We start from the raw sequence: 23,939 nt of genomic DNA on the forward strand, positions 1-23,939 counted from the left end.
CAATGCTCCCGCCAGGGAGCATTGTTTCCTCGCTTTCATCTCCCTGTTATTTTTCGCCATTATCGTCGTCAGCGGCTATCTTCAAAGCACACTGACGGAGATTAACGACGCATGCCTGACCTTTCTCGCAGAGACCTACTGCGGGCCGCCGCCATTGGATCGGCTTTCACGCTGTTGCCCGCCTCGATTCGCAAAGCGCTGGCCATTCCCGCCAATAACCGCACCGGCACCCTGCGCGACGTCGAACACGTGGTGATCCTGATGCAGGAGAATCGCTCTTTCGACCACTACTTCGGCACCCTGCCGGGTGTACGCGGCTTCAGCGATCGCTTTACCATCCCATTGCCCGGCGATCGCCTCGTCTGGCAGCAGCAGGGCGCCGAGCGGCTGGTGCTGCCCTACCATCTGGACAGCAAACGCGGCAACGCACAGCGCGTCACTGGCACGCCGCACTCGTGGGTGGATGAGCAAGCCGCCTGGGATCACGGCCGCATGAGCGCCTGGCCCACCTACAAAACGCCGGCCTCGATGGGCTACTACCGCCAGCAGGAGCTGCCGTTCCAGTTCGCACTGGCCAACGCCTTTACCCTGTGCGACGCCTATCACTGCGCTATCCACGCCGGCACCAACACCAACCGGCTGTTCCACTGGACCGGCACCAACGGCCCGTCCGCCGCCGACGTGGCGGTGGTGGTCAACGAGTGGGACAGCCCCGGCCCGGCGGAGATCGGCTACCAGTGGACAACCTATCCGGAACGGCTGGAGGCGAGCGGCGTCAGCTGGAAGGTGTACCAATTCCTGCCGGACAACTTTACCGACAACCCGCTGGCGGGCTTCCGCCAATACCGCGCCGCCAGCATTCAGGTGGGCAACCCGGCGCGGCCGCCGAAAGGCTTCAACGCCTTCGTACCTTATCGCGACGAGCTCAACGCGACCGCGCCGCTGTACAAGGGCAACGGCAACACCCTGCCGGCCGCCGACGGCAACGATCTGGACGCCATGCTGGCCGGATTCCGTGCCGACGTGCAGCAGGGCAAACTGCCGCAGGTCAGTTGGATCATCGCGCCGGCGGCCTATTCGGAACATCCCGATCCCTCCAGCCCGGTGCAGGGCAGCTGGTTCACGCAAGAGATCCTCAACGCGCTGACCGATAACCCGGAGGTGTGGAGTAAAACCGTCCTGCTGGTCAACTACGACGAAAACGACGGCTTTTTCGATCATATGCCCTCACCTTCCGCGCCGTCGCTGCGCGAAGACGGCAGCTTCGCCGGTAAATCGACGGTGCCGTTCGATACCGAGATCTTCCAGCACGTGGCGCCGCCCGGCTCGCAGGATCAGCCGCCGCCGGACGGCCGCATCTACGGCCCCGGCCCGCGGGTGCCGATGCTGGTGCTATCGCCCTGGAGCCGCGGCGGCTGGGTCAATTCGCAGGTCTTCGATCACACCTCGGTGCTGCAATTCCTGGAAAAGCGCTTTCAGGTGCATGAACCCAACATCAGCGCCTGGCGCCGCGCGGTGTGTGGCGATCTCACCTCAGCGTTCAACTTTGTCGACCCTAACGGCGAAGCGCTGCCAAGCCTGCCCGCCACCAGCCGCCACGCCGCCGATGGCCTGCGCCAGCGCCAGGAACAGCTGCCGCAGGTGCCGCTGCCATCGCCCGCCCACCAGCGTTTGCCGCACCAACGCCGCCTGGCGCGCCCTTCCCGCGCACTGCCCTACCAGCTGCACGTCGAGGCCACCGTCGCGACCGAGCAGCGCCGCGTGACGTTGAACCTGTTCAATACCGGCGAGCAGGGAGCGGTATTTCACGTCTACGACCGGCGAGACCTGACGCAAATCCCGCGCCGCTATACCGTCGAGGCCGGCAAGGCGGTCAGCGACGACTGGCAGGCGGACAATGAGTACCATCTATGGCTGCTCGGCCCCAACGGCTTTCATCGCGAGCTGCGCGGCGTCCTGAGTCGGCCGCAGCCGGAAGTGCGTTTGCGCCCAACGGGCCGCAGCCTGCAGCTGCAGTTGAATAATCCGGGCACCGAAGCGATAGCGGTCACCCTCGAACGCTGCCCTTACACTCAGCAAGGCCCGTGGCCTATTACGCTGCCTGCGGGCGGCAGCCACCAGCAAACGTTTGACGCCCGCACCAACGGCGGCTGGTATGATCTTACGCTGCGAGGCCCCGGCTGGCTGCGTCGCCTGGCGGGGCGGCTGGAGGACGGTGAGCACAGCGTCAGCGACCCGCTGATGGGCCAGGGATGATCTATCGGCATCAAGGGAGTTCAAAAAGCGAAAGGATATCGCTTATCATTGCGTTCTCGTTCTTCGCCGATTACCCAAGGATCTTCATGCCCGCTGTTCTTATCGCTAAAGCCGGCCGCTGGTTGGCCGCCTGTGTGTTGCTGTTGGCCGGCACCGCTCAAGCCGCGCCGATCGTCGTCACCGATGTCGCCGGCCGCCAGGTCACCCTGCCGCAACCGGCCAAACGCGTTATCCTGGCCGATGCCCGTGCGCTGCTGGCGCTGAATATTCTGCATCCGCAGGAGCCGCTGAAAAACATCATCGCCTGGGACAACTCGCTGAAGGTCAAAGCGCCGGATCTGGTGGAGGCCTACGCGAAAAAATTCCCGCAGGTCATGCAGATCCCCACCTTCGACAACCCCTACACCAGTGATTTCAGCGTGGAAAGCGCGGTGGTGCGCCAACCGGATCTGATCATTTTCGACATCGGCCTGCTGAGCAAATTGAAAGACAGCGGCGTGCTGACCCAGCTGGAAAAAGTCGGCATCCCGGTGCTGATCATCGATTTTCGCCAGCAGCCGCTGACCAACACCGTCGCCAGCATGGCGCTGTTGGGAAAAGTGTTTGACGAGCAGCCCAACGCCGATGCTTTTATCCGCCTCTATCAGCAACGCCTCGAACTGGTGCGCCAGCGGGTCGCCACGCTGAAACCGGAGCAGCGCCCCAGCGTCTTCATCGAGCGCAGCGCCGGCATCAAAGGCGAACAGTGCTGCAACACCTTCGGCAAAGGCAGCTTCGGCCAGTTCATCGATACCGCCGGCGGCAACAATATCGGCAGCAAGCTGTTTTCAGACATGGGTGGAGAAGTGAACGTCGAGCAGGTGATCAGCAGCAACCCGGATTTCTATCTGCTGACCGGTGCCGACTGGAGCCGTGGCCATCGCGGCACGCTGGCGGTACCGCTGGGTTACACCACCGATATGGCCACCAGCCAAAAGAAACTGGCGCATCTGCTGGATCGTACCGGTATTAACGTGCTGAAAGCGGTGAAAGAAAAACGCGTGATGGCGATTTATCATCAATTTTACGACACACCGCTCAACTTTATCGCGGTTGAAGCGATCGCCAAATTCCTGCACCCGGCGCTGTTTAAAGATATTGATCCGCAAGCGGATATCGAAATGGTGCACCAGAAATTCACCGCGCTGGATTACAGCGGCGTCTTCTGGCTTACGCCACAATAACCTCCCGCAGGGCCCGCCAGTCGGGTCCTGTTTCCCGCATTCATTATTTAGTTACCCACTTAACTATCCCGTAACAATTCTATTTACTTGCCAATAATTATCATTAAGATTGTCTTTTCTAAAAAAACACATCCGGGTCTGAAACTCTTAAGGCATTATTATGTCACCTCTTTTTCGGCTTTCCCTGCTGACGGCTTCCATCGCCATCGCATTCCCTGTCCTTGCTACTGATAACTCATCTCAGAACGATACCGACACCGTGACCGTCGTCGGCAACTGGCTGGACAACCCTGATACCAGTTCGGTGCTGCTCAACCATCCGGGCGCGCGTTCCATCGTCACCCAGCAGCAGATGCATGAGCAAGGCGACCAAACCATCGCCGACAGCCTGCGCGGTGTGCCCGGCGTGCAGGTGCGCGACAGCAACGGCACCGGCGGCAGCGATATTTCGCTCAACGTCGGCGTGCGCGGCCTGACATCGCGTCTTTCTCCGCGCTCCACCATTCTGATGGATGGCGTCCCGCTGGCGGTTGCGCCTTACGGCCAGCCGCAGCTGTCGATGGCGCCGCTATCGATCGGTAACCTGCAATCGGTGGACGTGGTGCGCGGCGGCGGTGCGGTGCGCTACGGGCCGCAAAACGTCGGCGGCGTGATCAACTTCGTTACCCGCGACATTCCCAAAACGTTTGGCGGCACCGCCAGCGTACAAACCCAGGGCGCCAGCCACGGCGGCCTGAAGACCCTGACCAGCGCCTCCGTGGGCGGCACCGCAGACAACGGCCTCGGCGCCGAGCTGCTCTATTCCGGCCTGCACGGCCAGGGCTACCGCGACAACAACGACAACACCGACATCGACGATTTCATGCTGAAAACGCGTTATGCGTTCACCGATCGCGACGAACTGCTGGCCAATTTCCACTACTACGACGCCAAAGCCGGCATGCCGGGCGGGCTGAGCAGCGCGCAATACGCGCAGAACCCGTTCCAGTCCACGCGGCCGTGGGATCAGTTCGAAGGCCGCCGCAAGGATATGTCGTTCAAATACAAACATCAGGAAGACGACAAGCAGTTCGAAGTGTTGACCTACTTCACCGACAGCTACCGCGGCAGCAACATCGAATCGGAAGGCACCGGCAAAAACGCGGGCCAGCGGCGCATGGTCTCCTATCCGCGCCACTATTCAACCTGGGCGATCGAACCAAGCTATTCGCAGCTGTTTCGCTTCTGGAATATGGCGCACGAGATCACCCTCGGTTACCGCTACCTGAATGAAACCATGGACGAAAAAGCATCGCGTTCCGCCTGGTATAATCCGGCGAATATCGGCTCGACGCCGGATACCCCGGACTATTACCAGCATACCTCCGGCGGTACCGCAGCCAACGCGTTCTATATCGACGACACCATTAACGTCGGCAACTGGACGGTCACGCCGGGCCTGCGTTATGAAAGCATTCGCACCCACGTGGACGATTCGTTCAACAACATCAGCCGCGAGAAAAGCTACAGCGAGCCGCTGCCGTCATTGAACGTGATGTACCACCTGTCCGACGCCTGGAAACTGTTCGCCAACGCCAACACCTCGTTCGGCAGCATGCAGTATTTCCAACTGACCAAAGGCGGCAACGGCAACCAGCCGGCGCCGGGGCTGACGGCGGAAAAAGCGCGCACCTATGAGTTCGGCACCCGCTACGACGACACCGTGGTCAAGGCCGAGGCCACGCTGTTCTACATCGACTTCGATAACCAGCTGCAGTACATCAGCAACGACGTGGGCTGGACCAACATGGGCGCCACCAAGCACAAAGGCATCGAGCTGGCGCTCAGCTACGATCTCAGCGAGCTGAATCGGGCGCTCGACGGCGCCAGCGTCTACACCAGCTATACCTACACCAAAGCCAGCACCGACAAGGGCGACTTCGCCGGTAAAGATCTGCCGTTCTACTCGCGCCAGGTCTATACCGTCGGCACGCGTTACGCCACCGGCAGCTGGGTATGGAATCTGGACGGTTATGCGCAGTCGAAACAGCATTCGCCGGGCACCGGGCCGGAGTACATCACGCCAGAAAGCGCCGATGGCCAGTTCGGCAACATCGCCGGTTACATGGTGTGGAATATGCGCGGGGAATATAACTTCGGGCCGCAGCTGTCGAACCTGACGCTGGGCGCCGGGGTAAAAAACCTGTTCGATCAGCGCTACTTTACCCGCTCCAACGACAATAACTTCGGCAAGTACGTCGGCGAACCACGCACCTTCTTCGTGCAGGGGTCGATCGCCTTCTGATACCCAGGCCCCCGATGGGGCCTCGGTATCACCGACAATAAAGACGAAACAGGCGCGCCAAGTGCGCGCCCATCGGCGTCAGGGTGGTGTCCTTGCGTTGGATAAGATAAAACGTCGCTTTCGGCAGACTCTCTTCCAGCTCAAGCGGCACCAAATGCTTGCCCAGAATCGGATCCGAAATCACGTCCACCGACAGAATGCTAACAAAATCGCTCTGCGCCACCAGGCTGGTACAGGCCATAAAGGTCTCACAGGTTACGCTGATCGACGGCGCCATGCCCAAGTCCCCGAACAGATCGTGCAATAGCCGGTAATAACTGCCTTTCGGCGTCGGCATGGTCCAGTCGCAGTGCTGCAGCTGTTTCAGCGAGGTTGCCCCCTCCATCGGATGCCCTTTGCGCACCACCACCCGATACTCTTTTTCCATCAGCCGTTCGTACTGCAACTCGTTGTCGAGGCTGCTGGGGTAATAGGTATTGACGGTAAAATCCAGCTCGCCCTGACGCAGTTCAGGGATCATCGACACCAGCTGCCCCTCGACGATGCGCACCTTCACGTTGGGATACTCACGATGAAACTGAGTGACCACCTGCGGCATCACAGTGCGCGCAATGCTGCCACCAACGCCGATATTCACCGTGCCGCCCGCCAACCCCAGCCGCTGCTGAATATCTTCCTGCGCCACCCGCAGCTCCTCAAGGATCAGGCTGGCATGCTGGAAAAAGTTATCGCCACAGTCGGTCAATACCACACCCTGGCTACGGCGAATAAACAACTTGGCGCCCAGCACCTCTTCCAGCTCCTGAATGGCTTTGGTCAGTGCAGGCTGGGAAAGGCGTGAGGTACGGCTAGCGGCGCGGATGCTGCCCTGGCGGCTAACGTCCACAAATGCACGTAATTGGTGCAATTTTATCGAGGCTGGCATAGGCGAAAGGCGATAACCGTTATTTATCAATAGCAAGATATTGGCATCTTATTTAGCCAGATTCCATTGTGTACATTCGGAAAAAACATAATAAATAACCAAATTCTTATTTCGCTTAATTAAGCGCATTTTCTGCGCCAATAAGCGCCATTCACGGCAGTTAGTAACCAAATACACCTTTTTATTTGCAAGAGCATCACCGTCTGATTTCAGTTCAGAGCATAACTGCTGCCTGGAGCGATCCAGCGCGCGATAACTTATGAGATATCACTATGACTAATTCGCTTTCGATGTTGGTGGCCGATCTGTACCCGCAATTGCAGGCCTGGCGCCGCGACTTCCACCGCTATGCCGAATCCGGCTGGTTTGAGTTCCGCACCGCCACCCTGGTGGCGGAAGAACTCGATCGGCTGGGTTACCGCCTGCAGCTAGGCCGCGAGGTCATCAAGGCCGAGGCGCGCATGGGACTGCCCTCGTCCGATGAGCTGGAGGCGCAGGAACTGCGCGCCCGCAATCAGGGCGCGTTGGAAAAATGGTTGCCGCATTTTTCCGGCGGCTTCGCCGGCATCGTCGCAACGCTCGATACCGGCCGCCCCGGCCCGACTATCGCCTACCGCGTGGATATGGACGCCCTCGATCTCAACGAATTGCTGGAACCCGAACACCTGCCGTTCCGTGAAGGCTTCGCCTCTTGCAACAGCGGCATGATGCATGCATGCGGTCATGACGGCCATACCACCATCGGCCTGGGGCTGGCGCACGTGTTCAAAAGCCTGGAGTCCCTGCTTAGCGGCACCGTCAAATTGATCTTCCAGCCGGCGGAGGAAGGCACACGCGGCGCAAAATCGATGGTGGAGGCCGGCGTGGTGGACGACGTCGATTTCTTCACCGCGGTGCATATCGGCACCGGCGTGCCGGCCGGTGAGCTGGTATGTGGCAGCGACAGCTTTATGGCCACCAGCAAGCTGGACGTTACCTTCCGCGGCGTCGCCTCCCACGCCGGCGCCAAGCCGGAAGACGGTCGCAACGCACTGCTGGCGGCGGCGCAGGCTGCGCTAGGGCTTTACGCCATCCCGCGCCACAGCGAAGGCAGCTCACGCATCAATGTCGGCGTGCTGCAGGCCGGCACCGGCCGCAACGTGATCGCCGATCGGGCGTTTATGAAGGTGGAGACGCGCGGCGCCACCAATGAGATCAACACGTTCGTCTATCAGCAGGCCCTGAACGCCATCGAAGGCGCCGCCAAAATGCACGGCGTCGCCTGCGACATCGTGCTGATGGGCGCGGCGCAGAGCAGCAAACCGACCCAACCGTGGGTGGATTATATCCGCCGCCAGGCGCAGCAGATAACCGAGCTGACCTCGGTGGTCGATCGCCGCGAACAGGCGGCGGGTTCAGAAGACGCCACCTACATGATGGAACGGGTGAAATCCCGCGGCGGCCAGGCCTCATACGTCATTTTCGGCACCGAGCTGAGCGCCGGGCACCATAACGAGAAATTCGACTTCAACGAACAGGTGATGGCGGTGGCGGTGAAAACGCTGGCGTCGCTGGCGCTGAACCTGCCGACATTCGGGAGCGGAGCATGAGCAACTCAGAACTGCAGGCATTTATCGACGACTACATTGACCAACGTCAACCCCGCTTCAGCACGCTGAGCGACGCGATTTGGGATCACCCGGAAACGCGCTTCAACGAGACCTATTCCGCCACGTTGCTGGCCGATGCGCTGGAACAGGAAGGCTTCTCGGTCGAACGCGGCGTGGGCGACATCGAGACGGCGTTTATCGCCAGCTACGGCAGCGGCCACCCGGTCATTGCGCTGCTGGGCGAGTACGACGCGCTGGCCGGGCTGAGCCAGCGGTCCGGTTGCGCCACGCCGCAGCCGCTGGTGGAAAACGGCAACGGCCATGGCTGCGGCCACAACCTGCTGGGCACTGCGGCGCTGGCGGGCGCCTTCGCCGCCAAGGCGTGGATGCAGCAGAACCGGCTGACCGGCACCCTGCGCTTCTACGGTTGCCCAGGCGAAGAAGGCGGCTCCGGCAAAACCTTTATGGTGCGCGAAGGCCTGTTCGACGACGTCGACGCCGCCCTCACCTGGCACCCGGAAGGCTTCAGCGGCATGTTCAACACCAGCACGCTGGCCAACATTCAGGCGGCGTTTCACTTTAAGGGCGTCGCCGCCCATGCCGCCAACTCGCCACACCTGGGGCGCAGCGCGCTGGACGCGGTGACGCTGATGAATACCGGCGCCAACTTCCTGCGCGAACATATCGTGCAGGAAGCGCGGCTGCACTACGCGGTCACCCACACCGGCGGCAGCTCCCCCAACGTGGTGCAGGCCGACGCCGAGGTGTTGTACCTGATCCGCGCGCCGCAGCTCGACCAGGCGCAGGACATTTACCAACGGGTGATTAACATCGCCAAGGGCGCAGCGCTGATGACTGACACTCAGATGGACGTGCGCTTCGACAAGGCCTGCTCCAACTATGTGCCGAACCGCAGTCTTGAACGCGCGATGTATCAAAACCTGTGTGATTTCGGTCTGCCCGAGTACAGCGACGCCGAACGCCGCTTCGCCGAGGAAATCCGCCAGACGCTGAGCCGCGACGATCTGCGCAACGCCAAACTCAACATAGCCCGCACCGGTGGCGCAGCCGGGCGCGAGTGGGTACAACTGCTGGGAGATAAGGTGCTGATGGACGAGGTCGCTCCTTATGTGGAGTCCGACGACCTGCTGTACGGTTCTACCGACGTTGGCGACGTGAGCTGGGTGGCGCCAACCGCCCAATGCTTTAGCCCCTGTTTCGCACTCGGCACTCCTCTGCACACCTGGCAACTGGTGGCGCAGGGCCGCACCGCTATCGCCCATAAGGGCATGTGCCTGGCCGGCAAGGTGATGGCGGCGACCGCCATCGATCTGCTGAGCGACAGCGCCCTGCTGGCGAGCTGCCGCAGCGAGTTTGAGCACCAACGCGCCGAACAGCCGTATCGATGCCCTATCCCACAGGGGGTAAAACCCTCCCCATTGAAATAGCATGAACAGACAGGGCCCGGTTCACCGGGCCACTAAGCATAATTATAAATAAATCAAATAATAACAATCACACAACAGAGCAAACACAGAGGGTAAAATCATGAGTGAGGCCACAACGCCAATCAATAAAAGCCCCGGACGCGTTTTTTACTGGGTGGAACGCATCGGCAATAAGATCCCTAATCCGTTTTTACTGTTCGTCTATTTGATCCTGGTGCTTATGCTGGCCACCGCGCTATTTTCCTGGCTCGACGTGGCGGTGAAAAATCCGGCCACCGGCGAGCTCATCAAGGTGAATAATCTGATGAGCGTGGCGGGCATGCAGTGGATATTTCCCAACATCATCCATAACTTCAGCAGCTTTGCGCCGCTGGGGGCTATTTTGGCGCTGGTGATAGGCGCCGGCCTGGCGGAAAAGGTCGGCCTGCTGCAGGCGCTGATGTACAAAATGGCCTCGCGCGTCAGCGCCCGCTACGCCAGTTATATGGTGCTGTTTATCGCCTTCTTCAGTCATATATCGTCGGACGCCGCGCTGGTGGTGATGCCGCCCCTTGGCGCACTGATGTTCGTGGCGGTGGGCCGCCACCCAATAGCCGGACTGCTGGCGGCGATCGCCGGCGTCGCCTCCGGCTTTACCGCCAACCTGTTGATCGTCACCACCGACGTATTGCTTTCCGGTATCAGTACCGAAGCCACCAAAGCGGTGGATGGCGCGGTTCACGTCAGCGTGATCGACAACTGGTACTTTATGGCCACCTCAGTGGTCGTGCTGACCATCGCAGGTGCGCTGCTCACCGACAAATTTATCGAGCCCCGTCTGCCGAAGTGGCAAGGCAGCGCCGAAGACAAAATCGCAGCGCTGACCCCGCTGCAAAACCGGGGGCTGATGATGAGCGGTATCGCCGCGCTGGTGTTTATCGCCATCATCGCCGCTCTGGTGGTGCCGGAGGCCGCGCCGCTGCGTGACCCGAACACCGGTTCGGTGATCCCTTCCCCGTTCATCAAGGGTATCGTGCCGATCATCATCCTGTTCTTCTTCACCGTCGCCATTACCTATGGCGTAGTCACCAAACAGATCCGTCGGCCGGACGATATTCCCCACCACTTGCTCGATCCGATGAAAAGCATGGCGGGTTTTATCGTGATGGTATTTCCGCTGTCGCAGTTCGTGGCGTTCTTTAACTGGAGCAACATGGGCAAGTTTATGGCCGTCGGCCTGACCGATATGCTGGAAGCCGCCGGCATGAGTGGCGCACCGGCATTTCTCGGCCTGATGTTCCTCTCCGCCTTCCTGTGCATGTTCATCGCCAGCGGCTCGGCGATCTGGTCAATTTTAGCGCCGATCTTCGTGCCGATGTTTATGCTGCTCGGTTTCCACCCGGCGTTCGCCCAGATGATCTTTCGCATCGCCGACTCTGCGGTGCTGCCGCTGGCGCCGATGTCGCCGTTCCTGCCGCTGTTCCTCGGCTTCCTGCAGCGCTACCGCAAAGACGCGCAGCTCGGCACCTATTACGTGCTGATCCTGCCCTATCCTTTGGTGTTCTTCAGCGTGTGGATTTTGCTGCTGCTGGTCTGGTATGCGCTAGGCTTGCCAATCGGTCCCGGCGTCTATCCGAAGCTGGGCTAAACGCTCTGCTATCTCGCCCCGCGCTGGTTCGCGGGGCAGATTCCCTCCCCCCAAGCCCAGTAGAAAGATTGATCTTCCTCACTGCCCAAGCGGCTCTGAGGATTATTTCATTGCCTTGCTAAATCGGTTCTTCTATTTTAGCTAACCATCTGACAACGACAAAAATAGGGATTAAGCATGATGAATCGCGTATGGGTACTGGGCGACGCCGTGATCGACCTGGTGCCGGAAAATGCCAACGGTTATCTCAAATGCCCCGGCGGCGCGCCGGCGAATGTGGCGGTGGGTATCGCCCGGCTCGGTGGCGACAGCGCTTTTATCGGGCGTGTGGGGCAAGACGGCTTCGGCGCCTTTCTGCAGCAGGTACTGAGCGATGAAGGGGTGGATATCGGTCATATGAGACCGGATCCCGACCACCACACTTCCACGGTGGTGGTGGATCTCGATCTGCAGGGTGAGCGCTCATTCACGTTTATGGTGCAGCCCAGCGCCGATCTGTTTTTGCAGCCCGACGATCTGCCGGCTTTCCAACGGGGCGAATGGCTGCACCTCTGCTCCATCGCGCTTTCACAAGAACCCAGCCGCAGCGCGGCCTTTGCGGCGATGGAACGCATTCGGGCGGCCGGTGGCCGGGTCAGTTTCGATCCCAACATCCGCGAAGAGGTCTGGCGCCAGCCGGAAGCGCTGCGCCCCTGCCTGCAAAAGGCGCTGTTGCTGGCTGACGTGGTGAAACTGTCGCGCGAAGAGCTGGCTTTCATCAGCCACCTTGACGATGTAGAGAACGGCATCCGCTGGATGATGCAAACCTACCCGACACGCCTGCTGCTGGTGACGCTGGGCGGCGACGGCGTCTGCGTACACGATGGGCATCGCCTGCGCCATTTCCGCGCGCCGTCGATCGTGCCGGTCGATACCACCGGCGCCGGCGACGCGTTTGTCGCCGGGCTGTTAGCGGCGCTGGCACGCCTTCACGAATTGCCGCAGGAAACGCAGTGGCCGGCGGTTATCGCCCAGGCTCAGGCCTGCGGCGCACTGGCCACCACCGCCAAAGGCGCCATGACCGCCCTGCCCCGCGCCGAAGAGCTCACCGCTTTTCTGCGCTGATCCCCTGCATCCACGGCGATCCCCTGGGCGCCGTGGTCTTTTACTCCCCACGATTTGCGCACTCGATCACAATAGCTGAATCGGGTTAGCAAACTTGATTGCCAGCCCGCTTCTTGATCATTATCTTTCGCCATGAAAAACCGGTTTAGCAATTTAGCAAAAAATAATAACAACCCTTACCCGGATGATAGACGATGATGAAAAAACTCAGCTATTTGGCGATAACAACAGGGCTTTTCCTCTCTGCTTCCAATGCAGCGGCCTCGGGCAGCGGCAGCATCGAGGCGCGCCTCAACGCGCTGGAACAGCGCCTGGCGCAGGCGGAACGGCGCGCCGCACAGGCTGAAACCCGCGCGACGGCGGCGGAACGCCGGGCGCAACAGCTGGAGCAGCGCACCGCCAACACGGAACGGCAAACCGCGCAGATTGCGCAGCATACCGCCGCGCCGCAAACGCCAATTGCCCCGATCAGCGCACTGAAACTGAATGGATTCAATGATCTGAAACTGTACGGCGACGTGGAGTTCAATCTGGACGGCGCCAGCCGCAGCGGCCAGCTGACGTCGCTGAAAGGCAGCGACCACAAAGACTGGAAGCCTGGCAACAAAGAACGCTGGGATATCAACGGCCGCATTCTGGTCGGGCTGGACGGCTACCGCCGCAATCCGGACGGCAACTTCTCCGGCTTCAGCGTGCAACCGCTGGCAGACATGAGCGGCAAAATGAACCTGGATGACGCTGCCTTCTTCTTCGGCAATGAAAAGAACTGGCAAACCAAAATCGGCCGCTTCGAAGCCTACGACATGTTCCCGCTGAATCAGGACACTTTCATTCAATACTCAGGCAATACCGCCAACGATCTGTACGCCGACGGCTTCGGCTATATCTACATGATGAAAGAAGGCCGCGGCCGCAGCAGCAGCGGCGGCAACCTGATGTTGAGCAAATACGCCGGTGATGTCTATTTCGAGCTGAACACGCTGGTGGAGGACGGCACTTCGCTGTTCCAGGACAGCCGCTATCACGGCAACGCCCTGGACAATAAGAAAAACGTCGCCTATTTGCGCCCGGTGATCGCCTGGAAAAAAGACGCCTTCAGCATCGCGGCGGCAATGGAAAGCAACGTGGTAAATAACGCCTACGGGTATCAGGACAGCCAGGGCCGCTTCGTCGATCAGTCCAAGCGCAACGGTTACGGCATGACGATGAGCTGGAACAACAGCGCCGCCAACCCGGATAACGGCGTGGTGGCCAACCTGAGCACCGCCTATCTGGATGCCTCAGGCGAGCAAGACTTCACCGCCGGCGTGAACGTGCTGTGGCGGCGCTTCGAACTGGGTTATATCTATGCCCATAACAATATCAAAGAGTTCAATACCGCCGGGATCGCCGCCGATATCCACAACCCGCTCAGCGAACCGGGCAACTACGACATCCATACCGTTCACGCGTCGTATCAGATACCTAACATTATGAATATGAAGAATTTCAATCTGTATTTAGGCGCCTATGTGTCGCTGCTGGAAGCCAACGCCGACAACAAGATCGCCAACGGCGACAACGATCAACGTTACGGCATGCGCGCCAGATTCAAGTATTTCTTCTGACATCGATTCACGACGCTGCGTCGCAAACTGCGCGGCGGCATTTTTATTTAGCAAGGGGACAACATGGACATTACCGCAACCGCCAACGCGCTGTTGCCGCTGCTCGGCGGTAAAGAGAACATCGCCAGCGCCGCCCACTGCGCCACGCGCCTGCGTCTGGTGCTGGTGGACGACAGCAAGGTGGACAAAGAGGCCATCGGCAAACTGGACGGCGTCAAAGGCTGCTTCAGCAACGCCGGTCAAATCCAGGTAATCTTCGGCACCGGGCTGGTCAACAAGGTGCATGCGGAATTCATCAAGGCGGCGGGCGTCAGCGAATCCAGCAAGGCCGAAGCCGCCGATATCGCGGCGAAAAAGCTCAACCCGCTGCAGCGCATCGCCCGCCTGCTGTCGAACATCTTCGTGCCAATCATCCCGGCGATCGTCGCTTCCGGCCTGTTGATGGGGTTGCTCGGCATGGTGAAAACCTACGGCTGGGCCGATGCCAACAGCGCGCTGTTCATCATGCTGGATATGTTCAGCTCGGCGGCGTTCATTATCCTGCCGATTCTGATCGGCTTCACCGCCGCACGCGAATTCGGCGGCAATCCCTACCTGGGCGCCACACTCGGCGGCATTTTGACGCATCCGGCGCTGACCAACGCCTGGGGCGTCGCCGGAGGGTTCCACACCATGAACTTCTTCGGGCTGGACATCGCCATGATCGGCTATCAGGGCACCGTATTCCCGGTGCTGCTGACGGTGTGGTTCATGAGCCTGCTGGAGAAACGGCTGCGTAAAGTGATCCCCAACGCGCTCGATCTGATCCTGACGCCGTTCCTGACGGTGGTCATCTCAGGCTTTGTCGCCCTGCTGTTTATCGGCCCCGCCGGCCGCGCGCTGGGTGACGGCATCTCCTTCGTGCTCAGCACGCTGATCGCCCATGCGGGGTGGTTCGCCGGGCTGCTGTTCGGCGGCCTCTATTCCGCTATCGTCATCACCGGTATTCACCACAGTTTCCACGCGGTAGAGGCCGGGCTGCTCGGCAACCCCACTATCGGCGTCAACTTCCTGCTGCCGATCTGGTCGATGGCCAACATCGCTCAGGGCGGCGCCTGCCTGGCGGTGTATTTCAAAACCCGCGACGCCAAAATCAAAGCCATCGCGGTGCCTTCCGCCTTTTCCGCCATGCTCGGCATCACCGAGGCGGCGCTGTTTGGTATCAACCTGCGCTTCGTGAAACCCTTCCTGGCAGCGCTGGCGGGCGGCGCGCTCGGCGGCGCCTGGGTGGTGGCCAATCACGTCGGTATGAACGCGGTCGGGCTGACGGCGATCCCTGGCATGGCGATTGTGCAGGCCAGTTCGCTGGTCAGCTATATCATCGGCCTGGCGATCGCGTTTGGCACCGCCTTCATACTCTCCCTCCTGTTGAAATATAAAACGGACGCGCAATGATGGAAGAACTCAGCTTAATCAAACAGGCGATGCAGGCGGTCATGAACGGCCAGCCACGCGCGCTGCGCGATCCGCACCGCCCGGCCTGGCATCTGGCGCCCAGCGTTGGCCTGCTGAACGATCCCAACGGCTTCATCCAGCACAACGGCGTTTATCACCTGTTCTATCAGTGGAATCCGCTGGGCTGCGATCATCGCAACAAGTGCTGGGGACACTGGCAGTCGACCGACTTGCTGCGTTGGGCGCATCAGCCGCTCGCCCTGGCACCAGGTGCCTGTTACGACAGCCACGGCTGTTATTCCGGCTCGGCGGTGGTGGCGGAAGATAAAATCACGCTGATCTACACCGGCAATGTGAAATTCCCCGACGGCTCACGCACTGCCTATCAATGCCTGGCTCAGGAAAGCGATCGGGGCGAATACCGCAAGCTCGGGCCGGTGCTGCCGCTGCCGGACGGCTACAGCGGGCACGTACGCGATCCCAAAGTGTGGCGTCATCAGAATGCGTGGTACATGGTGCTCGGCGCGCGTGACTTGCAGGATCGCGGCAAGGTGCTGCTGCTTCGTTCCAGCGATCTGCGCGCCTGGCAACCGCTGGGCGAGATCGCCGGTTCCGGCCTGCACGACCTGGGTGAATTCGGCTACATGTGGGAGTGCCCAGACCTGTTCTCGCTGGACGACGCCGACGTGTTGATCTGCTGCCCGCAGGGGCTGGCGCCGCAGCCGGAACGCTATCTCAACCGTTATCAGGCCGGCTATCTGCTCGGCAAGCTGGATTACCTGCAGCCGGCCTTCAGCCACGGCGAATTTCGCGAGCTGGACGCCGGCTTCGAGTTCTATGCACCGCAGACGACGCTGGCGGAAGATGGCCGCCGCCTGCTGTTCGGCTGGATGGGCGTGCCCGAGCAAGATGAAGAAGCCCATCCGACGCGCCGTTACGGCTGGATCCACACCATGACCTGCCCGCGCGAGCTGTCGCTGCGGCATGGCCGCCTCCACCAGCGCCCGGCGCGCGAGCTGCAACAGCTGCGCGGCGAGCGAGCAGGCTGGCAAGGCCGTGCCGATGATGCCCCCGCCTATGCGCTGGGGACTGCGGAGCTGCAGCTAACGCCGCAGGGCGCGTTCAGCGCCGCGTTTGGCGAGGCAATGACGCTGAACTGGGACGGCGAAAGGCTGCAGCTGACGCGCGCTTCCCTGGCCGACGGCCAGCCGGAGCACCGTTACTGGCGCGGCCCGGTCACGCATCTGCAGTTGCTGTTCGATCGTTCCAGCGTGGAGATCTTCATCAACCGCGGCGAGGCGGTGATGAGCGCGCGCTACTTCCCGGCCAGCGAGCCGCAACTGCGGCTGTCCGGAAGCGCGCCGCTGGCGTTGGAATACTGGCCGCTGACGCCATGCATGCTAGAATGACGCATCCTCCGATGACTTCAGATGGCGTCAGTGAAAAAAAATAAACGCATTACCATCAGTGACATCGCCACGCTGGCCGGGGTGTCGAAATCGACCGCCAGCCTGGTGCTGAACGGCCGCAGCAAGGAATATCGGGTGTCCGACGACACCCGCGACCGCGTTCTGGCGCTGGCGCACGAACACCATTATCAGCCCAGCATCCACGCCCGCTCTTTGCGCTCCAACCGCAGCCACACGCTGGGGCTGGTGGTGCCGGAGATGACCAACTACGGCTTTGCGGTGATTTCGCGCGAGCTGGAAACGCTGTGCCGCGAAGCCGGTCTGCAGCTGCTGATCGCCTGCACCGATGAAAACCCGGCGCAGGAGATGATGGCGGTGAACAGTCTGGTACAGCGGCAGGTGGACGGCTTGATCGTCGCCTCCAGCCAGTTGAACGATGCCGAATACCAGAAGATCAACGCCGGGCTACCGGTGGTGCAGATGGACCGCCTGATCGCCGGCTCCGAACTGCCGCTGGTGATCACCGACTCGGTTAATGCGACCGCCGACCTGGTGGAAAAGGTCGCGCGCCAACATCCGGATGAGATCTATTTTCTCGGCGGGCAGCCGCGCATTTCGCCGACCCGCGATCGCCTCGCCGGCTTCCAGCTTGGCCTGGAGCGCGCCGGCATCACGTGCAAACCGGAATGGATCATCAACGGCAGCTACCACCCCAGTTCGGGTTACGAGATGTTCGCTCAGCTGTGCGCACAGCTGGGGCGTCCGCCCAAAGCGCTGTTCACCGCCGCCTGTGGCCTGCTGGAAGGGGTGTTGCGTTATCTGACGCAGCATCAGCTGATGGAGAGCGATATCCACCTGTGCAGCTTCGACGATCACTACCTGTTCGATTGCATGACGCTGAAGATAGATACGGTCGCGCAAGACTGCCGGGCGCTGGCGCAGCATAGCTTCGACCAGGTGACCGCGCTCATCGACGAGCGGCCGCTGGAACAGCATGCGCTTTATCTGCCGGGCCGTATCCACTGGCGTCATGCCGGTTCCCGGGCGTTGTTAGCCGGGGAGTGATATCTCAGTATCAATAAAAAAGGGCGCCTGAGCGCCCTTTATCGTTGTGCTGCCGCTACTTGGCGGCACCTTCCATGCCCACCAGCCCCACTTTCAGGTAACCGGCTTTACGCAGGGTGTCCATCACGCTCATCAGCGTTTCATAGTCCACGCTCTTGTCCGCCTGGAAGAAGATGGTGGTTTCTTTGTTCGCCTGAGTGCGTTGATCCAGCACCGAAGTCAGCTGATCGGCATTCACCGGCTGATCGCCAACGTAGAGCTGCTTGTCGGCCTTCACCGACAGGAACACCGGTTTCTCCGGCCGCGGCTGCGGTTTGGCGGAGGAGGCCGGCAGATCGACGCGGATATCTACCGTTGCCAGCGGCGCGGCCACCATAAAGATGATCAACAGCACCAACATGACGTCGATAAACGGCGTCACGTTGATTTCATGCAGTTCGCCGCTGTCGTCCAGATCTTCATTTAAGCGCATCGCCATGACTCACCCCGCCCGCAGTTGGTGTGCGTGCTGTGAGCGCTTGGCTTCCGCCGTTGCGGCCAGATCCAGATCGCGGCCCTGCAGCAGCAAGACCTGCGCCGCCACGTCGCCTACCTGGGCGCGATGGCCGCTGATGACGCGGGCGAAGATGTTGTAGATAACGACCGCAGGGATCGCCGCTACCAGGCCCATCGCAGTCGCCAGCAGCGCCTCTGCGATGCCCGGCGCCACGACCGCCAGGTTGGTGGTCTGCGAATGGGCGATGCCGATAAAGCTGTTCATGATGCCCCAGACGGTACCGAACAGGCCGACGAACGGCGAGATGGCACCAATGGTGGCGAGGAAGCCGTTGCCGCGGCCCATGTTACGGCTGTAGGCCGCCACGCGGCGCTCGAGACGGAAACCGGTGCGTTCTTTGATGCCGTTGTTGTCGTTGGATTCCGCAGACAGCTCCAGCTCATTTTGCGCATCGTTCAGCAGTACCGCACTGACGCTCTCCGGGGAGAAGTTTTGCGCCAGCTCGGAAGCTTCATCCAGCGAGCGCGCTTCGGCCAGTGCCAACTGCTCGCGACGCAGACGGCGCTTGGCGCGCAGCAGTTCACTGCCTTTAGCGAACAAAATGGTCCAGGTCACGATAGACGCCAGCACCAGGCCGATCATCACCGCTTTCACCACCGCGTCGGCGTGCTGGTACATGCCCCAAATGGACAGGTCCATGCCGCGGGTTTCCGGTGGCTGGATCGTCGGTGCCGGGTTCACCGGCGTGATGCTTTCCGGCGCAGCGGCTGCAGGTGCAGGCGCGGTGGTCGGCGCAACGCTTTCGGTAACGGCCGGATTGGCCGCCGGCGCTGCCTGCGCGCTGCCGGCCAGCCCCACAACCAGCACCATAGAAGCCATCAGGCTGCGGCCAAAGGCCTTGCCCCACTGCGCCCGGCCCTGACCGAACGATCCTTGATTTAAATTCTTGCCAGCCGTTTTCACGCTGTGCCTCCACCCATTACCGATCAAAATTAAGGAATAATTCAGCGTGCGATCATATCAAACCAACCGGGGATTGATAGTAGTTCTCATTATTATTTACCAAATAAACGCGAAAATTTTAGCCAGCCCCGCGGCAAAGCGCCAATCCGCGCCCGTTCACCGCCAAACGCTCCTTTTATGGGGTTATTTCGTTACTTTTCTCCCACAACGGTGCAACAAGACCACCCTGCCGAACGACGTCTCGACCGATGAATGGGCTTCTCTCTCGCCGCTCGGCAGAAGGATGAGGCGAGAAATGCGCCGCTGACAGCCAATTATAGCCGTTTCTATATCCAGAAGTTAAAACGTCTGGATGGCTATATCAACTCATGCTAACGTAAGGGCTATCGTAAACGGGCACGTGCAGAGCAACCAGAGGTGAGCCAGGTACCATGACGTCAAAACACATCGAAACCACGCTGATCGGCGCCGGCCGCGGCAAACGCTACACCCAGGGCTCCGTCAATCCCGTCACGCAACGCGCCTCTTCTTTGGTCTTCGACTCCGTCGCCGCCAAAAAGCACGCCACCGCGCAACGCGCCCACGGCGAGCTGTTTTACGGCCGACGCGGCACGCTGACCCACTTCGCCCTGCAAGATGCGATGGTCGAGCTGGAGGGCGGCGCCGGCTGCGTGCTGTACCCCTGCGGCGCGGCGGCGGTGGCCAATGCGATCCTGTCGTTCGTCGGCGCCGGCGATCACCTGCTGGTCACCGGTTCGGCGTACGAACCGACCCAAGATTTCTGCACTCACATCCTCGGTCGCATGAACGTCAGCACCACCTATTTCGATCCGTTGATCGGCGCCGATATCGCCACGTTGATCCAACCCAATACCCGCGTGGTGTTCCTGGAATCCCCCGGCTCCATCACTCTGGAAGTGCAGGATATCCCGGCCATGGTGCAGGCCATTCGTGCCGTGGCGCCGGAGGTGGTGATCATGATCGACAACACCTGGGCGGCAGGCGTGCTGTTCAAGGCGCTGGATTTCGACATCGATATCTCCATTCAGGCCGGCACCAAATACCTGATCGGCCATTCCGATTACATGCTCGGCACCGCCGTCGCCAACGCGCGCTGTTGGGATCGGCTGCGCGAGTACTCCTATCTGATGGGGCAGATGGTGGATGCCGACACCGCCTACATGGCAAGCCGCGGCCTGCGTACCCTGAGCGTGCGCCTGAAACAGCACGAGCGCAGCAGCATTGAGGTCGCCAACTGGCTGGCCGAACGGCCGGAGGTGGCGACGGTCAATCACCCAGCCCTGCCCAGCTGCAAGGGCCACGAGTTCTACCGCCGCGACTTCAACGGCTGCAACGGGCTGTTCTCTTTCGTGCTGAAAGAGCGGCTGGATGATGCGCAGCTGGCCGCTTACCTGGACAACTTCAGCCACTTCAGCATGGCCTACTCCTGGGGCGGCTTCGAGTCGCTGATCCTGGCCAACCAGCCGGAAGAGCTGGAAGCCATCCGGCCGGCGGGCGGCGTCGATTTCTCCGGCACGCTGGTGCGCATACACATCGGCCTGGAGAACGTCGAAGACCTGATCGCCGATCTGGCGGCCGGTTTCGATCGCCTCAACGGCGTGCGCTAAGGCGGATTCCGGTAATTTTCTTCGTCTCGTTTAATGTCGGCTTAAGCTATTAGCGGTACACTAACCGGATAACTGTCAGATACGGTAACCGCCGCATCCTGGAGAACGTGACCCCGGGCGCAACCGGCATGCAACAGGACATAAAATGGATGTATTACGAGAGATTATTCATGCGCTTTGGCAGCAGGACTTTATCGCCCTCGCCGATCCTAGCGTGATTTGGGTGGTTTATGCCGTGCTTTTCACCACCCTGTTTTTGGAAAACGGACTGCTGCCCGCCTCCTTCCTCCCCGGCGACAGCCTGCTGCTGCTGTCGGGTGCGCTGATCGCCAAAGGCGTGATGGGCTTTGCCCCCACCCTGTTGATTCTGACCGCCGCCGCCGGCCTCGGCTGTTGGCTGAGCTATATCCAGGGCCGCTGGCTGGGCCACACCGGCCTGGTGAAAGGCTGGCTGCTGCAATTGCCGGCGCAATATCACCAGCGCGCTCATAACCTGTTCAATCGCCACGGGCTGACGGCGCTGCTGATCGGCCGTTTCCTCGGCTTCGTGCGCACGCTGCTGCCGACCATGGCCGGCATTTCCGGGCTCAACAGTTCGCGCTTCCAGGTGTTCAACTGGCTGAGTGCGGCGATCTGGGTCTGCGCGCTGGTCGGCCTCGGCTACGCGTTCAGCCAAATCCCTCTGGTGAAACGCTACGAAAGCCAGGTGATGACCGGCCTGATGCTGCTGCCGCTGTTGCTGCTGTTCGTCGGCCTGCTGGGCGCCATGCTGGTGATCTGGCGTAAAAAGCGCGCCTCCTCCTCCTGATCCAGGCGCACTACAGCGCCTTCTCGACCAACGCCAGACTGGCGGGCAACTTGCTCACCAGCGTATCCACCGCCAGCCGCACCTTCAGCGGCAGGTGGGGCGTGTGTGGCCATACCGCATGCGCATCAAAGGCGGCGCCGGGCCGATCGCGCAGTAAGCGCACCAGCGCCCCGCTCAACAGCTGCTCACGCACCAGCCAGCACGGCAGCCAGGCGATGCCGAAACCCGCCGTCGCTGCATCCGCAATCGCCTGCAAATCGTCCATCTGCAACCGGTTATTCGGCATCACGTCCTGCGGTTTGCCGTTCTCGTCCAGCACCCGCCAGCTGCGCCGCGCGCCGGCGCGCATATAGGTCACCGCCTCGTGCTGAGCCAGTTGCTCAATGCTGTGCGGTTCGCCGCACCGCTGCAGATAGGCCGGCGAGGCGCACAGCGTCATGCGGTGATCGCCGATACGACGCGCCACCAGCCCGCTGCTGTTGGCCAGCGTGCCGTTACGGATCGCCATATCGAAACCGTCCTCAATCAGATCCACCACCCGATCGCTGAATGACAGCTCCAGCTCCAGGCCAGGGTGCTCACGCGTCAGATCGGTCAGCAACGGCGCAATACACATGCGGCCAAACAGCACCGGCATCGACACCCGCAGCCGGCCGCTGACCTGCCGCTTGCCCGACTCCAGCAACGTTTCCGCGCTGCGGATCTCCTCCAGCGCCCGCAGGCAGCGCTCATAGAACAACGCACCGTCGTCGGTCAGGCTCTGGCTGCGGGTGGTGCGATGAAACAGCCGCACGCCCAGCCGCTGTTCCAGCCGGGCGATGGTTTTCCCTACCGCCGAACGCGACAGGTGCAACCGACTGGCCGCCAACGCAAAACTGCCCGCCTCCACGGCGGTGACGAATACCGAAATGCCGCTCAATCGATCGCTCATGATTTGTCGCTCTGAAAGAAACAATCTGCGGAAATCTTATCGCCACTGGCGAACCTCTATCAACGATATTATCGACAGGTCGTTAATCGCTGACTTTGGAGAACATCATGACCGACACGATGCAACGCTGGACGATGGATACCCTGGGGCGTGAACACCTGCAGCTGACCACCGAAGCGATTCCGCAGCCGGGGCCACACGAAATCAGAGTGAAAGTGAAGGCGGTAGCGCTCAACTACCGCGACAAAATGATGATTGAAAGCGGCATGGGGCTGACGCTGCCGCAGTCGTTCACCCCCGCCTCTGACATGGCCGGCGAGGTCAACGCCGTCGGGCCCGGCGTCAGCCGGTTCCAACCCGGCGCCCGGGTCATCTCTACCTTCAGCCCCGGCTGGCTCGACGGCCGGCAAAAACCGTACGGCGATGCGCGCCAGGTGCCTTACCACACCCTTGGCGGCTTCTATCAGGGCGTACTGGCGGAATACGTGATTTTGCATGAAGACTGGCTGGTGGCGGCGCCGACGTCGCTGGACGACGCGCAGGCCAGCACCCTGCCGTGCGCCGGGCTGACCGCGTGGTTCGCGCTGGTAGAGCAAGGCAAACTGCATGCCGGCGAGACGGTGCTGGTGCAAGGCACCGGTGGCGTGGCGCTGTTCGCGCTGCAGATCGCCAAAGCGCACGGCGCCGAGGTGTACGTGACCTCCGGCAGCGATGAAAAGCTGGCGCGCGCCCGGGCACTGGGCGCCAGTCACGGCATCAACCGGCTGAACGGCGATTGGGTGGAGGCGGTTTATGCGCTGACGCAGGATCGCGGCATCGACCATGTGATCGACACCGTCGGCGGCCCGAATCTCGGCAACTCAGTACGCGCCGTGGCGGTGGGCGGCCGCATCTCGGTGATCGGCGTGCTGGCGGGCGCCGAGATTTCCGCGCCCGCCGGCCTGCTGCTGCTGAAATCGGCGCAGATCCAGGGCATCGGCGTCGGCCATCGCCGCGCGCTGGAAGATCTGGTGCGCGCCGTGGACGCCGTCAACCTGCAGCCGGTGATCGATCAGGTATACCGCTTCGACCAGCTGCCGCAGGCGTTGGATCATCTCGATCGCGGGCCGTTCGGCAAGATCGTTCTGACCCCGTAAACGCGG

The 23,939-nt window shown here is 61.1% G+C and carries 18 protein-coding genes; 14 read left to right on the forward strand and 4 right to left on the reverse strand.

What is annotated here, in order from left to right:
* Positions 1-111: 111 nt before the first annotated feature.
* From ACSJLU_RS21140 to ACSJLU_RS21150, 3 genes are all read left to right on the forward strand, one after another.
* Positions 112-2,256, forward strand: coding sequence for a phosphocholine-specific phospholipase C (locus ACSJLU_RS21140; RefSeq protein WP_261438990.1), 2,145 nt, complete (start codon positions 112-114; stop codon positions 2,254-2,256).
* Positions 2,257-2,342: 86 nt separating this feature from the next.
* Positions 2,343-3,479, forward strand: coding sequence for an ABC transporter substrate-binding protein (locus tag ACSJLU_RS21145; protein WP_025304271.1), 1,137 nt, complete (start codon positions 2,343-2,345; stop codon positions 3,477-3,479).
* Positions 3,480-3,639: 160 nt separating this feature from the next.
* The gene (locus ACSJLU_RS21150) at positions 3,640-5,763 is read left to right on the forward strand and encodes a TonB-dependent receptor family protein (RefSeq protein ID WP_380826260.1); all 2,124 of its coding nucleotides are present in this window, start codon (positions 3,640-3,642) and stop codon (positions 5,761-5,763) included.
* Positions 5,764-5,791: 28 nt separating this feature from the next.
* Here ACSJLU_RS21150 and ACSJLU_RS21155 read toward each other — a convergent pair whose 3' ends face one another.
* Positions 5,792-6,688 carry a LysR family transcriptional regulator gene (locus ACSJLU_RS21155; protein WP_025304273.1) on the reverse strand — a complete coding sequence of 299 codons (897 nt, stop codon included), beginning with the start codon at positions 6,686-6,688 and terminating at the stop codon, positions 5,792-5,794.
* A gap of 272 nt (positions 6,689-6,960) precedes the next feature.
* On the opposite strand from ACSJLU_RS21155, the gene ACSJLU_RS21160 reads away from it, so the two are divergent.
* From ACSJLU_RS21160 to ACSJLU_RS21195, 8 genes are all read left to right on the forward strand, one after another.
* Positions 6,961-8,277, forward strand: coding sequence for a M20 family metallo-hydrolase (locus ACSJLU_RS21160; protein ID WP_197836178.1), 1,317 nt, complete (start codon positions 6,961-6,963; stop codon positions 8,275-8,277).
* The gene (locus tag ACSJLU_RS21165) at positions 8,274-9,725 is read left to right on the forward strand and encodes a M20 family metallopeptidase (protein WP_025304275.1); all 1,452 of its coding nucleotides are present in this window, start codon (positions 8,274-8,276) and stop codon (positions 9,723-9,725) included. Before ACSJLU_RS21160 ends, ACSJLU_RS21165 begins: the two co-directional genes overlap by 4 nt.
* 100 nt (positions 9,726-9,825) lie before the next feature.
* Complete coding sequence (gene abgT, locus ACSJLU_RS21170) at positions 9,826-11,352, forward strand: p-aminobenzoyl-glutamate transporter (protein ID WP_025304276.1); 1,527 nt, start codon at positions 9,826-9,828, stop codon at positions 11,350-11,352.
* 177 nt (positions 11,353-11,529) lie between these two features.
* Complete coding sequence (locus ACSJLU_RS21175; RefSeq protein WP_025304277.1) at positions 11,530-12,456, forward strand: aminoimidazole riboside kinase; 927 nt, start codon at positions 11,530-11,532, stop codon at positions 12,454-12,456.
* Between the two features lie 197 nt (positions 12,457-12,653).
* Positions 12,654-14,063 carry a carbohydrate porin gene (locus tag ACSJLU_RS21180; protein WP_025304278.1) on the forward strand — a complete coding sequence of 470 codons (1,410 nt, stop codon included), beginning with the start codon at positions 12,654-12,656 and terminating at the stop codon, positions 14,061-14,063.
* A 63-nt stretch (positions 14,064-14,126) separates the two neighbouring features.
* Complete coding sequence (locus tag ACSJLU_RS21185) at positions 14,127-15,497, forward strand: sucrose-specific PTS transporter subunit IIBC (RefSeq protein WP_043142125.1); 1,371 nt, start codon at positions 14,127-14,129, stop codon at positions 15,495-15,497.
* Positions 15,497-16,906 carry a glycoside hydrolase family 32 protein gene (locus ACSJLU_RS21190; protein WP_127146379.1) on the forward strand — a complete coding sequence of 470 codons (1,410 nt, stop codon included), beginning with the start codon at positions 15,497-15,499 and terminating at the stop codon, positions 16,904-16,906. The genes ACSJLU_RS21185 and ACSJLU_RS21190 overlap by 1 nt, the downstream gene beginning before the upstream one ends.
* 21 nt (positions 16,907-16,927) lie before the next feature.
* Positions 16,928-17,971, forward strand: a complete 1,044-nt coding sequence (locus ACSJLU_RS21195) for a substrate-binding domain-containing protein (RefSeq protein WP_025304281.1) — start codon at positions 16,928-16,930, stop codon at positions 17,969-17,971.
* A gap of 55 nt (positions 17,972-18,026) precedes the next feature.
* Here ACSJLU_RS21195 and exbD read toward each other — a convergent pair whose 3' ends face one another.
* Positions 18,027-18,449 (reverse strand): TonB system transport protein ExbD, encoded by a 423-nt coding sequence (exbD, locus tag ACSJLU_RS21200; RefSeq protein ID WP_004937307.1) that lies wholly within the window; start codon positions 18,447-18,449, stop codon positions 18,027-18,029.
* Positions 18,450-18,452: 3 nt separating this feature from the next.
* A complete protein-coding gene (gene exbB / locus ACSJLU_RS21205) occupies positions 18,453-19,430 on the reverse strand; it encodes a tol-pal system-associated acyl-CoA thioesterase (RefSeq protein ID WP_072269874.1) in 978 nt (325 codons plus the stop codon).
* Between the two features lie 431 nt (positions 19,431-19,861).
* Here exbB and metC point away from each other — a divergent pair, with 431 nt between their 5' ends.
* Both metC and ACSJLU_RS21215 read left to right on the forward strand, forming a co-directional pair.
* The gene (metC, locus tag ACSJLU_RS21210) at positions 19,862-21,058 is read left to right on the forward strand and encodes a cystathionine beta-lyase (RefSeq protein ID WP_380826269.1); all 1,197 of its coding nucleotides are present in this window, start codon (positions 19,862-19,864) and stop codon (positions 21,056-21,058) included.
* Positions 21,059-21,203: 145 nt separating this feature from the next.
* Positions 21,204-21,866 carry a DedA family protein gene (locus tag ACSJLU_RS21215; RefSeq protein WP_025304285.1) on the forward strand — a complete coding sequence of 221 codons (663 nt, stop codon included), beginning with the start codon at positions 21,204-21,206 and terminating at the stop codon, positions 21,864-21,866.
* Between the two features lie 10 nt (positions 21,867-21,876).
* On the opposite strand, the gene ACSJLU_RS21220 is transcribed toward ACSJLU_RS21215, so the two are convergent.
* Positions 21,877-22,797, reverse strand: coding sequence for a LysR family transcriptional regulator (locus tag ACSJLU_RS21220; protein ID WP_025304286.1), 921 nt, complete (start codon positions 22,795-22,797; stop codon positions 21,877-21,879).
* Between the two features lie 107 nt (positions 22,798-22,904).
* Between ACSJLU_RS21220 and ACSJLU_RS21225 the strand changes: the two genes are divergently transcribed.
* The gene (locus ACSJLU_RS21225; protein ID WP_043142117.1) at positions 22,905-23,933 is read left to right on the forward strand and encodes a zinc-dependent alcohol dehydrogenase family protein; all 1,029 of its coding nucleotides are present in this window, start codon (positions 22,905-22,907) and stop codon (positions 23,931-23,933) included.
* Positions 23,934-23,939: the final 6 nt, after the last annotated feature.

Origin of the sequence: Serratia bockelmannii (assembly GCF_051803255.1) — a bacterium.
GTDB lineage: Bacteria > Pseudomonadota > Gammaproteobacteria > Enterobacterales > Enterobacteriaceae > Serratia > Serratia bockelmannii.